This is a genomic window from Snodgrassella sp. W8158, assembly GCF_016100435.1.
In the GTDB taxonomy this organism is placed as follows: domain Bacteria; phylum Pseudomonadota; class Gammaproteobacteria; order Burkholderiales; family Neisseriaceae; genus Snodgrassella; species Snodgrassella alvi.
Genome location: NZ_JACFSM010000006.1, coordinates 1 through 14,708, shown reverse-complemented (window position 1 = coordinate 14,708; position 14,708 = coordinate 1). Strand labels below are relative to the sequence as shown.

Annotated in this window: 13 protein-coding genes; all 13 read left to right on the top strand. The window is 41.9% G+C overall.

Translation table 11 applies throughout. The annotated features are described in order from the left end of the window. Positions 1 to 11 precede the first annotated feature (11 nt). Positions 12 to 986: a hypothetical protein gene (locus H3V11_RS10315; protein ID WP_198224856.1), complete on the top strand. Its 975-nt coding sequence runs from the start codon at positions 12 to 14 to the stop codon at positions 984 to 986. Further along, positions 983 to 2,680: a single-stranded-DNA-specific exonuclease RecJ gene (gene recJ / locus H3V11_RS10310; RefSeq protein WP_198224854.1), complete on the top strand. Its 1,698-nt coding sequence runs from the start codon at positions 983 to 985 to the stop codon at positions 2,678 to 2,680. Before H3V11_RS10315 ends, recJ begins: the two co-directional genes overlap by 4 nt. A gap of 200 nt (positions 2,681 to 2,880) precedes the next feature. Beyond that, entirely contained in the window at positions 2,881 to 4,560 is a 1,680-nt protein-coding gene (pilB, locus tag H3V11_RS10305; protein ID WP_198224852.1) for a type IV-A pilus assembly ATPase PilB, read from the top strand. Positions 4,561 to 4,606: 46 nt separating this feature from the next. Then, the gene (locus tag H3V11_RS10300) at positions 4,607 to 5,839 is read left to right on the top strand and encodes a type II secretion system F family protein (RefSeq protein WP_084547381.1); all 1,233 of its coding nucleotides are present in this window, start codon (positions 4,607 to 4,609) and stop codon (positions 5,837 to 5,839) included. A gap of 6 nt (positions 5,840 to 5,845) precedes the next feature. Next, positions 5,846 to 6,697: an A24 family peptidase gene (locus H3V11_RS10295; RefSeq protein WP_198224850.1), complete on the top strand. Its 852-nt coding sequence runs from the start codon at positions 5,846 to 5,848 to the stop codon at positions 6,695 to 6,697. Next, positions 6,694 to 7,308: a dephospho-CoA kinase gene (gene coaE / locus H3V11_RS10290; RefSeq protein WP_084565125.1), complete on the top strand. Its 615-nt coding sequence runs from the start codon at positions 6,694 to 6,696 to the stop codon at positions 7,306 to 7,308. The genes H3V11_RS10295 and coaE overlap by 4 nt, the downstream gene beginning before the upstream one ends. 5 nt (positions 7,309 to 7,313) lie before the next feature. Continuing rightward, positions 7,314 to 8,066: a cell division protein ZapD gene (gene zapD / locus H3V11_RS10285; RefSeq protein WP_110413830.1), complete on the top strand. Its 753-nt coding sequence runs from the start codon at positions 7,314 to 7,316 to the stop codon at positions 8,064 to 8,066. Next, on the top strand, positions 8,066 to 8,263 hold the full coding sequence (gene yacG, locus H3V11_RS10280) for a DNA gyrase inhibitor YacG (protein WP_025329859.1): 198 nt from the start codon (positions 8,066 to 8,068) through the stop codon (positions 8,261 to 8,263). Before zapD ends, yacG begins: the two co-directional genes overlap by 1 nt. A 46-nt stretch (positions 8,264 to 8,309) precedes the next feature. Beyond that, positions 8,310 to 9,230 (top strand): ABC transporter ATP-binding protein, encoded by a 921-nt coding sequence (locus H3V11_RS10275; protein WP_198224848.1) that lies wholly within the window; start codon positions 8,310 to 8,312, stop codon positions 9,228 to 9,230. Next, positions 9,227 to 9,988 carry an ABC transporter permease gene (locus tag H3V11_RS10270; protein WP_078475028.1) on the top strand — a complete coding sequence of 254 codons (762 nt, stop codon included), beginning with the start codon at positions 9,227 to 9,229 and terminating at the stop codon, positions 9,986 to 9,988. The genes H3V11_RS10275 and H3V11_RS10270 overlap by 4 nt, the downstream gene beginning before the upstream one ends. A gap of 52 nt (positions 9,989 to 10,040) precedes the next feature. Then, on the top strand, positions 10,041 to 10,289 hold the full coding sequence (locus tag H3V11_RS10265) for a BolA family protein (RefSeq protein ID WP_025329856.1): 249 nt from the start codon (positions 10,041 to 10,043) through the stop codon (positions 10,287 to 10,289). 39 nt (positions 10,290 to 10,328) lie between these two features. Continuing rightward, positions 10,329 to 11,588 carry a UDP-N-acetylglucosamine 1-carboxyvinyltransferase gene (murA, locus tag H3V11_RS10260; RefSeq protein WP_198224846.1) on the top strand — a complete coding sequence of 420 codons (1,260 nt, stop codon included), beginning with the start codon at positions 10,329 to 10,331 and terminating at the stop codon, positions 11,586 to 11,588. Positions 11,589 to 11,994: 406 nt separating this feature from the next. Continuing rightward, a partial coding sequence (locus tag H3V11_RS10255) for a calcium-binding protein (RefSeq protein WP_198224844.1) occupies positions 11,995 to 14,708 on the top strand: 2,714 nt, incomplete at its 3' end.

The following is a 14,708-nucleotide window of genomic DNA, read 5'->3' as shown; positions in this document are numbered from 1 at the left end:
ATTGTGTATTCATGTCAGCCGATTTAAGTATAACTCTCGTTCTGCCGGGTTTATTATGGCCGCATCAAGAAGCTGCGTTACCTGACTTACAGCTACCGGCACTGAATACACTACGGCAATGGAGCAAGCATACATTACAAACCATAAACAGAAGTCAGTTATACCGGCAATATCTGTGGGAAGGTTCATGGGTACAACAGGCTCAGCAGCAATTAAACCTAAACCGGGAATATTGCGGCCTTATTGTCACACCTATAAACCAGACAGCCGGCATGCATCAGCTTCAGTATCTTGACGGAAATGCTCTTGGTTTGAATCCAGAAGAGGCAAAAGCTTTCTGTGAAGTATTAAGCACATGGTTACAGCCAGATGGCTGGCGGTTTTCTCCGGTCAGACCGGATTTATGGCTAGTTACCACGCCACGGGTATTTGATTTTACCCTGTCATCTTTACTTGATTTGTCAGGTTGCATAGATGGTACCGCCAAACCTTCGGGTAAAGATGCAACCCTGATTCTGCAACAGCAAACTGAGCTGCAAATGTTGCTGCATCAGCATCCACTGAATCAGGAACGCAGCACACGCGGTCTGCCCACGATTAATGGTTTATGGTTTGAAAAAGACCTTAATGGCACAGCAAAGCACGACACACTACTTTATACCAATAGTTCGTGGGCATTGCATGCGCATGAATTACCGGCAAATTACGCAGCATTAATGGATACTCTGTCAGATTCAGGCCAGCAGGAAATTGTATTGTTTAATGATAGTTTATGCTTACCAGTAAATCAGGGGGATGTTTATACCTATGCACAAATACTCCAACAATGGGAACAAGACTGGTGGCAACCTTTGCTGTCAGGATTAAAAAACAGACATATCAGCCAGCTGAATATTCGCTGTGAAGCCGGACTGCTTCAGATTCGCAAGCCCAGATTTCGTTTGTTCCTGCCTAAAACCCAACCTTTTACCGGATTGAATTTATGAAGCCGGCACATATTATTACCCGTTCGGTAGATACTGATGCTCTGCAAACTTTGCTTGCTCAGGGTGTTGATCCTCTGCTAGCCAAACTGTATGCAACACGGGCAGTTAAAAACAAAAGTGAAACTGAATACAATTTGTCTGCACTGTTACCGTTTCAGAATTTGAAAAATATTCAGGCCGCCAGTGAGCGACTGGCTCAGGCAATCGAACGGCAGGAAAAAATTCTGATTGTTGCCGATTATGATGCAGACGGAGCCACAGCATGTGCCTTAGGGATACGCGGATTACAGGCAATGGGAGCGCAAACCGATTTTTTCGTCCCCAACCGGTTTGAACATGGTTATGGATTAACTGAACAAATTGCTGAGCTTGCTGCTCAGGCAGGTACAAACCTGCTGCTTACCGTGGATAATGGTATTGCCAGTGTAGCTGGCGTACAACGCGCACAACAGCTAAGCATGGACGTTCTGATTACTGACCACCATCTGCCGGGTGAACAACTGCCTGAATGTATTATTGTTAATCCTAATCAGCCAGGTGATCAATTTCCCAGTAAAGCATTGGCTGGTGTGGGTGTGATGTTCTACGTACTAATGGCTTTGCGTTACCATCTGCGCCAGCAAAACTGGTTTAGTAAACATCCGGAACCCAATCTTGCTCAATGGCTTGATCTGGTGGCACTGGGCACCATCGCCGATGTGGTACCTCTCGATCAGAATAATCGCCTGCTGGTAGCTCAGGGGCTCAGACGAATTAAAGCTGATAAAATGCAAGCAGGAATTCGCGCATTGTTTGCAGTGGCCAAACGCAACCCGCAACAGGCACATGCATTTGATCTGGGTTTTGCTATCGGCCCCCGTCTTAATGCTGCCGGCAGACTGGATGATATGAGTCTGGGTATAGCCTGTCTGTTGAGCGATGATAAGGAAAGTGCAACCGATCTGGCCGAACAACTGAATGATCTGAACCATGAACGTCGTCAGATTCAGCGCAGCATGCAGGATGAAGCTAATCTGCAACTGGCCGGCTTCAATACAGAAAACAGCTATAGCATCGTTGCTTATCATGATAACTGGCATCAGGGAGTAACCGGAATTTTAGCAGGCCGGTTACGCGAAACCTTTCATCGACCCAGTATTGTTTTTGCTCAGGCAGAAGATGGTACATTACGCGGCTCCGGCCGGTCTATTACCGGTTTACACCTGCGTGATGCACTGGATATAGTCAGTAAACGCCGGCCGGATATTATCCAGAAGTTTGGCGGACATGCTATGGCTGCTGGCTTAAGTATTTCCGAAATACATCTGGCAGCTTTCCAAAATGAATTTGAGGCAGTCTGCAGGCAGCTCATACGGCCGGCAGATTTAAACTATACGTACCAGACTGATGGTTCATTAGACAATCAATATCTGAACTTAGCCACAGCACAGCAATTGGCGGCTCTGGTATGGGGCCAGAATTTTCCTGAACCTTGTTTTTGCGATGAATTTAAAGTAATCAGACAACAAATAGTGGGTACCGGCCATATTAAAGCAGTGTTACACAAGAACAACTGTGAATATGAAGTTATGTTTTTCCGCTGTACAGCCACCTTACCGGAACATATTCGCGTGGTTTACCGGCTAATTGCCAACCAGTGGCACCAGCAAATGGAATTACAGTTATATGCAGATTACTGGGAAATTTGTAATTAAACCGATATATAGGCTGTTTAAATACACAAATTCACTTATAATTAGCACAATTAAACATTAACATGAATTTACTCTGGTCTTTTATCTGATACAGGTTAGAAAAAAGTGTGCTGTATGCAGTAATATTTCAGCCAAACCTGAACAGGTACAGTATTTACCAAATGTAAACTCAGAAGTTATGGAGACGGGAATTAATTTGTATGAGTCTTGGACTGATCAGGGTTTTATATAAGCACCAGATTATTGACGCAGAAAAAGCAGAAAAGCTGCGTCAGGAACTGGAACAGAAACATCCGGTTATACCGGCATTACTACAATCTGGAGCCATCAGTGCTGATAAACTGGCCAGCTTTCTGTCCGGTGTATTCGGTATTCCTTACCTGAATCTGGAGCCATATAACCAAAATCTGGTACCGTTGGATCTAATTAATCTGAAAATTATGCAGCAATACATTTGCGTGCCGCTATTCAAGCGCGGTAATCGACTGTTTTTAGCTGTATCTGATCCTACATCAATTCAGCATTACCAGAAAATTGCCACAGATGCCGGCTGCGTACTGAATCTGGTTATAGTCCGCGATAGTCAGTTACGCCAATTACTGGAAAATCTTGGTCAGGAATCCACCACCCTTCTGGAAGATATGGATTCAATTGGTGACTCCAGTGCTGTAGAAAATAACGCCATGTCTGCAGATGACGAAGATGGCGAAAATGGACCAATTGCAAAATTTGTTTTTAAAATACTAGGTGATGCATTAAATAGCGGCGCATCAGATATACATTTTGAATTTTATGAAGAAATGGCACGAGTACGCTTTCGCGTTGACGGACAGTTGCGTGAAGTGGTACGTATGCCACTGAATATTCGCAGCCAGATCGCTTCACGTATTAAAGTGATGGCCAAACTGGATATTTCAGAAAAACGTATTCCTCAGGACGGACGTATTCAGATTCAGTTCCGTAAAGGTGCCAAGCCAATTGATTTCCGTGTCAGCACACTGCCCACTCTGTTTGGGGAAAAAATCGTAATGCGTATCCTGAATTCGGATGCGGCTAGTCTGAATATTGAACAACTTGGTTTTGAGCCATTTCAGAAAGAATTACTGCTTGAAGCCATCCACCGGCCATACGGTATGGTGCTGGTTACCGGCCCTACCGGTTCCGGTAAAACCGTATCACTGTATACCTGCCTTAATATTCTTAATACCGACAGTGTTAACATTTCCACTGCTGAAGACCCTGCGGAAATTAACCTGCCCGGTATTAATCAGGTAAATGTTAATGATAAACAGGGACTGACATTTGCTGCAGCGTTAAAATCATTTCTGCGCCAGGATCCGGATATCATTATGGTGGGGGAAATCCGTGATTTGGAAACCGCAGATATTGCCATTAAAGCTGCACAAACCGGCCATATGGTATTTTCAACTCTGCATACCAATAATGCCCCTGCTACATTATCCCGTATGCTGAATATGGGCGTTGCTCCGTTTAATATTGCCAGCTCAGTAAATCTGATTATGGCACAGCGTCTGGTGCGGCGTTTATGTACCTGCAAGGCACCGGCAGAGCGTCCGCCTGAATTCGCACTGAAAAAAGCAGGTTTTTCAGATGAAGATCTCGCCAAAGAATGGACATTTTATCGGCCGGTCGGCTGTGAAAGGTGTAAGGGTAAAGGCTATAAAGGACGTGCCGGCGTATATGAAGTTATGCCGGTCAGTGATGAAATGCAACGTATTATCATGAATAATGGTAATGAAGTTGATATCAGCAATCAGGCACTCAAGGAAGGGCTAGTTGATTTACGTCATGCCGGTTTACTGAAAGTCATGGAAGGCATAACGTCTCTGGATGAAATTCTGGCAACCACCAATGATTAAAACTGATTGCTCACCTACAATTAAGTTAATACTGTGAGAGAACACTATGAATAAACCCGTAGCAGTATCCAAAACCAAATCCTCCGGAACCAGTTTCAGTTTTGAAGGTAAAAATCTTAAAACTGAACAGATTGTACGCGGAGAAGTTGTCGCAAAAGACGAGGCTGATGCACGCGCCAAGCTAACCCGGCGTCAAATTCGTGTAATACAGATTGCCAAGGTCAAAAAACAGCGCCAAAAGAAAATCAGTCAGGCAGATATTACCGTCTTTACCCGGCAATTATCCACCATGATGAAATCCGGTCTGCCTATGATGCAGGCTTTCGATATTGCAGCCAAAGGCCATTCTAACCCGGCAATGACCCAGCTACTGTTGCAAATCCGCTCTGATGTTGAGCAAGGTACATCTCTGGCAGAGTCTTTTGCCAAACATCCGAAATATTTCGATCATTTTTACTGTAATCTGGTGCATGCGGGTGAAGCCGGTGGTGTACTAGAGGCTATTCTTGACAAGCTGTCAGTATATAAAGAAAAAACTCAGGGTATCAAGAAAAAAGTTAAAAGTGCCTTGACCTACCCAGCTGTAGTTGTAGTTGTTGCAATTGCACTGGTAATCGTCATGATGATGTTCGTATTACCTTCATTCGGTAAAGTTTACGAGGGTATGGGCGTACCATTACCTGGTTTAACTCAGTTCATGATGAATATTTCCGATTTCTTTGTACATTACGGCGTATTTGTCATCATCGCACTGATAGGTGGTGCAATTGGCTTATTTAAGTGGTATCAGAACTCAGATGATCTGAAAAAACGTTTTGATTATATGCTGTTAAAAATGCCTATTTTCGGCCAAATCGTTCGTAAAGCCACCATTGCACGCTGGTCTCGTACAACAGCAACTCTATTTGCAGCAGGCGTACCATTGGTAGAAGTTCTTGATTCAGTTGCCGGAGCTTCCGGTAATATTCGCTATGAAGAAGCTACTCAGGAAATCCGTGCCAAAGTTAATCAGGGTATTTCTCTTACCTCAGCCATGCAGGCAACAGAGTTGTTTCCGAACATGGTGATGCAAATGGCGTCAATCGGTGAAGAATCAGGTTCTTTGGATGACATGCTCAATAAGGCCGCAGAATTCTATGAAGAAGATGTAGATACTGCCGTTGCACAACTGTCTTCATTGATGGAACCGATTATTATGGTTGTACTCGGTGGTATTGTCGGGATAATTCTGGTTGCCATGTATTTACCGCTATTTAATATCGGTAATGCCGTAGGTTAATACCTGATGTTAACTGATACTCTGTTTTTTAGCGTCATTGCATTAATATCGGGATGTGCTGTTGGCAGTTTTCTGAATGTAGTGATCTATCGTTTACCCATTATGATGGAACGAAGCTGGCAGGCAGAAGCACGAATGGCATTGCAACTGCCTGCAGAACACACCAGTCGCTTTAATCTCTGTGTTCCGCATTCAGCCTGCCCGTACTGTCAGCATAAAATCCGCTGGTGGCAGAACATACCTCTTGTCAGTTATATACTACTACGCGGACGCTGTGCTTCATGTTCAGCATCCATCAGCCCGCGCTATTTTTGTGTGGAATTATTAACCGGTATTGCATTTGCTGCAGTAGTCTGGCGTTATGATGTCACACCTGTTGCTGCGGGCGGTCTGATACTGACTGCAGCACTGATTGCACTGACCTTTATAGATGCCGAAACCCAGCTGTTGCCTGACCAAATCACCTTACCTCTACTCTGGCTGGGTTTACTGTTTAACTGGTATTGTGAGTTTGTTCCCTTAGCTTCTGCTGTCTGGGGTGCTGCGTTGGGCTATCTGAGCTTGTGGTCACTTTTCTGGTTATTCAAACTGCTGACCGGTAAAGATGGTATGGGTTATGGTGATTTTAAACTACTGGCTGCCCTTGGTGCGTGGATGGGTGCTTCGGCATTGCCCTTAATTGTATTTATGGCAGCAATTGTCGGTATTATTGCTTCACTTATTCTCAGAGTTGCCCGCAGCCAGCCTATGGCTTTTGGTCCGGCACTGGCCATTGCAGGCTGGATTGTGTGGATGACAAACAGTCAGATTAATCAGTTGATTTACTGGTGGCTGCGTCTTTCCGGGTTTAATGCATGACGTTCTGGATAGGTCTGTCCGGTGGCATAGGTAGTGGAAAATCTGCCGTAACAAGCTGTTTTACTGCTCTGGGCATACCAGTACTGAATGCAGATGAAATCGCACACCAGCTTACTGCTCCTGGTGGTCTGGCTTTACCTGAAATCCGCAGACAGTGCGGGAATAATCTGTTTCTTACTGACGGCAGTCTGGATCGGCCAAAACTGCGTAATTGGGTGTTTGCCGATTCACAGAATCGTATTCTGCTGGAAAATATTCTCCATCCGTTAATTCTGCAAAGTCTTCAACAAGCCAAACAGCAAATCGTTTTGAATCAGCATTATGGAATTATTGAAATTCCTTTACTGGCAGAAAAACCAGAATTTCAACAATTGGTACAACGTATACTCATTATCGAAGCACCGGTTAACATATGTATTCAAAGAGTTCGGCAGCGCAGTAATCTGGACGAATCAACAATCCGTGCTATCATGGCGCAGCAGGCTGACAGCAATAGCCGGAAAGCCATTGCCGATGACATCATTATCAACGATGGCAACTGGCAGGAACTAAACCGGAAAGTTATCCAGCTGCATCATTTCTATCAAGCTCTAACACCAGCCAAGTTATGACAGATATTATCCATTTCGAACATCCTTTGTCTGAGCGCGTCCGTAATTTCCTGCGCATAGCACATCTGTTCAAACACTTCCATGAAGTAGTGATACGCAGTGAAATCTGGGCACATCATTGTGCATTATTCTCACTATTCGAAATCATGGAAGCTGCAGCACGTGCCGAATTGAAACTGGATATTCTGCAAGAACTGGAACGACAAAAAAGTCTGGCCAGACAACGTGGTGAAGAAGGTAAAAATGTCCTGGTAGATATACAAACTGCAATTACAAATCTGCAAAGTGTTCAGCAAAAATTCGGACAGCATTTGCGCGAAAATGAATGGCTGATGGCAATCAAGCAGCGCATGTTCGTACCCGGCGGTACCAGCCCATATGATTTGCCTTCCTATTATTACTGGCAGCAAAAAAAGCCGGCAGAACGTGAATTACAGTTACGCCAGTGGATCCAGAGTCTGTTACCTACTTATGAAGCCATCAAACTGCTACTGGAAATTCTGCGTCAAAACAGTCTGTCTGTAGACTGTCTGGCAACAAGCGGAAGTTATCAGCACAACAGCCTTGCACAGAACATTCATCTACTGGGTATTAATGTTTCCCAGAATGCCACTGCACTGCCCGAAGTATCTGCCAATAAATATTTTACCCATATTCGCTTTTTACAGGCATCACAACAACAGGCACGCGGCCAGGTTTTAACCACTGATATACCATTTACTCTGGTCATGTGCAGCTTTGATCCGGTAATCAAATAATGACTGAAAAAATCACCACTGTAATTTGCCCGATATGCGGGAAAAATGTTGACTGGACTCCGTCCAGCCGCTTTCGTCCGTTCTGTTCAGAGCGTTGCAAAATGATTGATCTGGGAGCATGGGCTAGTGAAAATTATAATCTGCCAGCCGATGAAGATCAGCCGCTAAGTGAAGAAATAACACCATCAAAGCATTGATAAACAGCGGCAAATATCACTTATAACCTCACAAATATTCAATTTTATGACTTCCCCTGCTCTTTGTATTAAACAAGCAGTAAAAACCTATGCTAATGGTTTTACTGCTTTAAAAGGTGTCAGCTTTAGTGTCCAGCCCGGTGAGTTTTTTGGTTTACTCGGTCCTAACGGTGCCGGCAAAACTACTCTCATTTCTGCAATGGCCGGACTAAGCCGCCTGACTTCCGGACAAATCAGCATTTGTGGTCATGATGTACAACTGGAAGCAAACACTACCCGTAAACTTCTGGGTGTCGTTCCGCAGGAACTGGTTTTCGATCCTTTTTTTAATGTACGTGAAGCACTGAAGTTTCAGTCCGGCTATTTTGGTCAGCGTAATAACGATGACTGGATAGATGAAATTATCGCCGGTCTCGGACTGACAGATAAAGCCGACACGAATACACGTAATCTGTCTGGCGGGATGAAACGCCGCGTTATGGTTGCTCTGGCTTTAGTACACCGGCCGCCTGTTATCGTACTGGACGAACCCACAGCCGGAGTAGACGTAGAATTACGTCAGAATCTGTGGCAGTTTATTACCCGGCTGAATACAGACGGCCATACCATTATTCTAACCACGCACTATCTGGAAGAAGCACAATCATTATGCAATCGCATCGCCATGCTGAAACATGGCGAAATTGTCGCACTGGACAGCACACGCAATTTGCTGGATACCGAAACAGAATTACGGCTGGCATTAACTACAGATCAAACATTACCGGATAATTTACGTCATTATCTGATTAAAGAAGATGATAATAACCATTATCTGCTTAAACTCGCTGACTACAACCAGCTAACAGCCTTATTACAAATTCTGCAGACTCAGAGAATTAACGTTATCAATCTGAATATTCTGGAAAACGATCTGGAAAACGTCTTTCTGCGCCTGACCAGTGACCATGTGAAAGGCACAAAATGAATACAATTGGTTGCTACACCCTTTTTAAAAAAGAAGTATTGCGATTCTGGAAAGTAGGTTTTCAAACTTTATCTGCTCCTATCCTCACCGCCCTGCTGTATCAGCTGATATTTGCTCATGTAATGCAGGGGCGTCCTGATATATTACCGGGAGTCAGTTACAATGTATTTCTGATACCGGGCCTGGCTATGATGTCTATGCTGCAAAATGCTTTTGCCAACTCATCTTCCAGCCTGATTCAGTCACGGATTACCGGTAATCTGATATTTATTCTGTTGCCTCCATTGGGTACCATTGCTTTCTTTTGCGCTTATGTCGGCGCTTCCATCCTGCGCGGACTGATGGTAGGTATTGGAGTCATAGCAGTAACAGCTTTTTTCGGATTAACCATGCCACATCATATCGGCTGGATAATAACATTTGCACTGCTCGGATGTGCCATTATGGGTATGTTTGGCTTACTTGCCGGCATTGTTGCAGAAAAATTTGATCAGCTGGCTGCTTTTCAGAACTTTCTTATCATGCCTTTAACATTTCTGTCCGGTGTATTCTATTCTATCAATAGTCTGCCTGAATTCTGGCGTTCACTCAGCCATTTCAATCCGGTTTTTTATATGATTGACGGCTTCCGTTTTGGTTTTTTCGGTCAGAGTGATGCCTCTCCCTGGCTTGCACTAACGGTAGTCGGCAGCTTTGCCGTCGTCCTGTGTATTCTTGTCTGCGGTATCCTGAAATCAGGCTGGAAATTACGCAATTAGACACAGCAACGCTATAATAGCCGCCTTATTAATAACTATTCCGGAGCACGTTATGTTAACACCAGAAGAAGTTAAAACCATGATTGCAAACCTTCTGCCTTGCGAATATCTTGAGGTTGAAGGCGATGGTCACCATTTCTTTGCCCGGATTGTATCCAGTGCCTTTAACGGAAAAAATCGTCTGGCACGCCATCGTATGATTAAAGACGGGCTGGCGCAGCAGATTGCCAGTAATGAATTACATGCATTATCCATTACCACTGCCGCCACTCCTGACGAATGGGCTGTCAAACAGCATTAATCCGGCAAACAGACACTATTGCCATAATTGAGAATCCATATGGAAAAATTAAAAATCCGTGCTAACGGCGCATTACACGGTGAAATTGTTATTTCCGGCGCTAAAAATGCCGCTTTACCTTTGTTATGTGCCTCCTTACTGACTCGTGATACCCTGCATCTGACCAATGTGCCCATGCTTCGTGATGTTAAAACCACCCAAAAACTGTTACAGGGCATGGGAGCACGTGTACTTACCGATAATATTCAGGAATTTGAAATAAACTGTAACAGTATCAATAATACCTGTGCACCATACGATCTGGTTAAAACCATGCGTGCATCTATTCTGGTACTGGGTCCCACACTGGCACACTTTGGTGAGGCTCAGGTCAGCCTACCCGGAGGCTGTGCCATCGGATCGAGACCGGTAGACCAGCACCTCAAAGGGCTTGAAGCCATGGGGGCAGAAATCAGTATTGAGCATGGTTATGTCAAAGCCCGGGCAAAACGTCTGCAAGGTGCACATATTGTTATGGATATGGTTACCGTAACCGGCACAGAAAATCTGTTAATGGCTGCAACACTGGCAAACGGAACGACTATTCTGGAAAATGCTGCCATGGAACCGGAAGTTACCGATCTTGCCGATTGCCTGGTTAAAATGGGTGCCAATATTCAGGGAATAGGTACACCGACTCTTACTATTACCGGTGTAGAAAAATTGCATGGATGCAGTCACCGTGTCGTTCCCGACCGCATAGAAGCCGGAACTTTTTTGTGTGCAGTGGCTATGACCGGCGGCAAAGTCGTTCTTAAACATACTGCACCTAAAACCATGCAGGCTATTCTGGAAAAACTGAGTGAAGCCGGCGCAATTATTGAAGCCGGTGACGACTGGATCAGCATCGACATGCAACAGCGTCCCAAAGCTATCGATATCCGCACTCTCCCCTATCCGGCATTTCCTACCGATATGCAGGCACAATTTATGGTAATGAATAGTATTGCCAGCGGTAACAGTAAAGTAGTAGAAACCATTTTTGAAAACCGTTTTATGCATGTACCCGAACTTAATCGTATGGGTGCCCGGATATCCGCTGAAGGCAATACTGCAATTGTGGAAGGTGTAGAACAATTATCTGGTACAACTGTTATGGCTACCGATTTACGCGCCTCTGCCAGTCTGGTACTTGCCGGTCTGGTGGCCAGTGGTGAAACTACTGTTGAACGTATTTATCATCTTGATCGCGGCTATGAAAATATAGAACAGAAGCTAGGCGGAGTGGGCGCAATTATTGAACGCATTAATGACCACTAATTGATATATATCAAACAGAGCTATTTAGAAATTTCTAAATAGCTCTGTTTATTTATATTTATACTTTAGAAACATTGAATTAATAAATCTAATAAATTAATATAAAAATAATATTTTAAATTTTATAAATTTAATTTAACTTATAAAAATATACTTCAATTGAAATTTGAAATGCAATTTTAAATAAATTATATCCTGTACTTTCAAAATACCTAAATATAAAAAAATTTTACATTTTTTATAAAAATAACATAAGCATTAGATTTATATAAAAAAAATATATATAATGAATTTTATATGTAAATTAAAGTTATTTATTTGTAATATATATAAATAATTTTGTTAATTTTATTTATTCTGCTTTCGCAATACCGTATATATTTTTCAACCACCTGAGACATGTCTTATGGAAAACTTTAATAAAAATTCCCAACAATCATTTAATCTTTCTGATAATGAAATTAATTCATTATGGAATGAAATTAAAACTTGTTTTCAGCCTGATAAACCTACAATTATTTCTAATACTCTGAAAAATACTATTAATGAATATATAAAATATACGTATGATGAAACTGAATTATCAGACGTACAGCGTCAGCAACTTGTCGAAATAGTAAGTAACAATTTTGAGAAAAATATAAATCTTGCTAAAGCTCAATATTATGCAAATCAGGTTGCTAAATATAAGTCAGAAAATAATGAAAGTAATGAATATACTAAAGCTTTAGCAAATCAGAATGCCTATCAGCAAATGGCTATGAATAGCAGCCAAAAAGTTATAGACGGCTTGAATAATTTTACCTCAAAAGGATTGCTTTCTAAAGATATCGGTACTCAGGCTCTTAATACTTTAGAACCATCGCTTGACAATATTTATAATCAAATGAAACCAACATATATTCCTGATGATATAGGCAGCTATGGCATCAAAGATAGTATGGGTATGTTAGGTTCTCTATTTAAAATAGCTAAAATGGGAAAGGCTCTTTACAGTAATGATGCAAATCAAATTGCCAAAACAGGAGTATCGATCCTAGGCTCAATGGCTGCAGCAGCTGCTGCTGGGGCTATTGCAGCAGCTGCCGGAGCCTCAGCTCCAGCAGCTATTGCAGCAGGTGTAGGTTTTGGAGTGGGTATGGGAATAAACTGGTTATGGGATTATTTTAATGTAGGAGAGAAACTTGGACTTGACCCCAATGAACCTGCATTTGATCCCTTTTTCGGTTTTGTATACGATAAAACAGGCTGGAATGGTGATTTACCTAATTTTGGTGACTGGCAACATTTAAATCGGGATGGGAAATACCATCTCTATGATCCGCTGGTATTAGACTTAGACGGTGATGGAATTGAGACTGTTGCTGCTGGTGGTTTTAAAGGTGCTATGTTTGACCATGATAAAAGTGGTATACAGACAGCGACCGGCTGGGTTAAACCTGATGATGGTTTTCTGGTAGTTGATCGTAATGGTGATGGAATTATTAATGACGGTAGTGAACTTTTTGGTGACGGAACTATTCTTTCAGATGGCTCAAAAGCCACTAATGGTTATCAAGCATTAAGTGAGTTTGATAGTAATGGCGATGGTATCATTAACGATGAAGATGTCAACTTTAATCAGCTGAAAGTTTGGCGCGATTTAAATCAGGATGGCATTAGTCAGGAAAATGAATTATTTACATTAAAAGAACTGGGAATAAAATCACTCAAATTACAATATGAAGACACTAATACTGCACTTGGAAATGGCAATATATTAGCCCAAAAAGGCAGTTACGAAACCATAGATGGTACTGAACGTACTATGGGTGATCTCAATTTCATGTATGATAGTTTATATAGTAAATTTACTAATCATATAGATTTAACTCAAGAGCAGATGCAATCAGCTAATCTTAGAGGTATTGGACGATTACGTGATCTAAGGGAAGCAGCAGCATTATCAAAAGATTTAGCATCAGTTCTTGAGCAATATTCAAAGGCTAAAACCAAAGAAGAACAATTAAAATTACTGGATTCACTAATAATTGAATGGGCAAAAACAGACCCTGCTTTTGATATCAATAAAAGTATAGCATTAAGTGAAGATTGGGTGATAACCAGCGGAGAAGGCATTGGACTTACCCCCGGGCAGGTAAATCGCGGTCAACATACACCGAGTAATGAATGGATTGCCAGCTTTCAGGAATTGACCAAGAAAGTAAATATTTTAAATACTTATACAGGTCAAACTTCTTCAAAATTCTATGCCTTAACTGAAACTGACCAGCAAAATTTATTGAATGCTATCAGATCAAGTTATGACAATATGGCACAAGGAATTTATGAAGGGTTATTATTTCAGACAAGATTAAAACAATATATTACACAGATTGATTATTTTAAACAGGATAGTCAGTATATTGCAGACTATGGCGGTGTTGCTACTCAGTTTGATAAAGTATTTCAAGAAAATCCATTAACTGCATTTAATGATTTAATAGAATTATTTGCATACAAGCCAGAGATACGTAATGAATGGGTTGAAAGTAATTCAATATTTGCACAATATATACAATATGCCGAAATAAATAATTTAACAACAGACTGGTTTAATCAAATTGATCAAAAAACATTATTAAAAGCTGGAATATACATCGGATCTAATAATGATGACATCATTAAAAATAATAATATTATATTTGGAATGGATGGTAATGATTCCATAATTGGTAATAACTCTAATAATATCCTGTTTGGCGGTAATGGCAACGATTATCTGGAAGGTGGTAAGGGAAACGATATTTATATATTTTCCAAAGGTCATGGACAGGACAGAATTTATGATATTGAGGGTGCTTCTGATACCATCCAGTTTACCGATGTTAATTCTGACGAAGTCAAATTCCGCAAAGATAAAAATGATTTAATTATCTATGATTATAACAAAGGAGATTCTATCCGCGTCACCGATTTCTTCTATAGTGATACTTACGCTATCGAAAATTTTGTCTTTAAAGACAAATCCTTCACTCTGGATGATTTACGGACTAAAGGTATGGTGCTTTATGGCACTACCGGCAATGATTCCATCACCTTAAAAAATGGCCGGGCTATTATCTATGGCGGCGATGGTAA

Excerpts from the sequence above, each read along its gene's own strand:
- H3V11_RS10315 (WP_198224856.1), top strand. The coding sequence starts at position 12 with ATGTCAGCCGATTTAAGTATAACTCTCGTTCTGCCGGGTTTATTATGG.
- recJ (WP_198224854.1), top strand. The coding sequence starts at position 983 with ATGAAGCCGGCACATATTATTACCCGTTCGGTAGATACTGATGCTCTG.
- pilB (WP_198224852.1), top strand. The coding sequence starts at position 2,881 with ATGAGTCTTGGACTGATCAGGGTTTTATATAAGCACCAGATTATTGAC.
- H3V11_RS10300 (WP_084547381.1), top strand. The coding sequence starts at position 4,607 with ATGAATAAACCCGTAGCAGTATCCAAAACCAAATCCTCCGGAACCAGT.
- H3V11_RS10295 (WP_198224850.1), top strand. The coding sequence starts at position 5,846 with ATGTTAACTGATACTCTGTTTTTTAGCGTCATTGCATTAATATCGGGA.
- coaE (WP_084565125.1), top strand. The coding sequence starts at position 6,694 with ATGACGTTCTGGATAGGTCTGTCCGGTGGCATAGGTAGTGGAAAATCT.
- yacG (WP_025329859.1), top strand. The coding sequence starts at position 8,066 with ATGACTGAAAAAATCACCACTGTAATTTGCCCGATATGCGGGAAAAAT.
- H3V11_RS10275 (WP_198224848.1), top strand. The coding sequence starts at position 8,310 with ATGACTTCCCCTGCTCTTTGTATTAAACAAGCAGTAAAAACCTATGCT.
- H3V11_RS10270 (WP_078475028.1), top strand. The coding sequence starts at position 9,227 with ATGAATACAATTGGTTGCTACACCCTTTTTAAAAAAGAAGTATTGCGA.
- H3V11_RS10265 (WP_025329856.1), top strand. The coding sequence starts at position 10,041 with ATGTTAACACCAGAAGAAGTTAAAACCATGATTGCAAACCTTCTGCCT.
- murA (WP_198224846.1), top strand. The coding sequence starts at position 10,329 with ATGGAAAAATTAAAAATCCGTGCTAACGGCGCATTACACGGTGAAATT.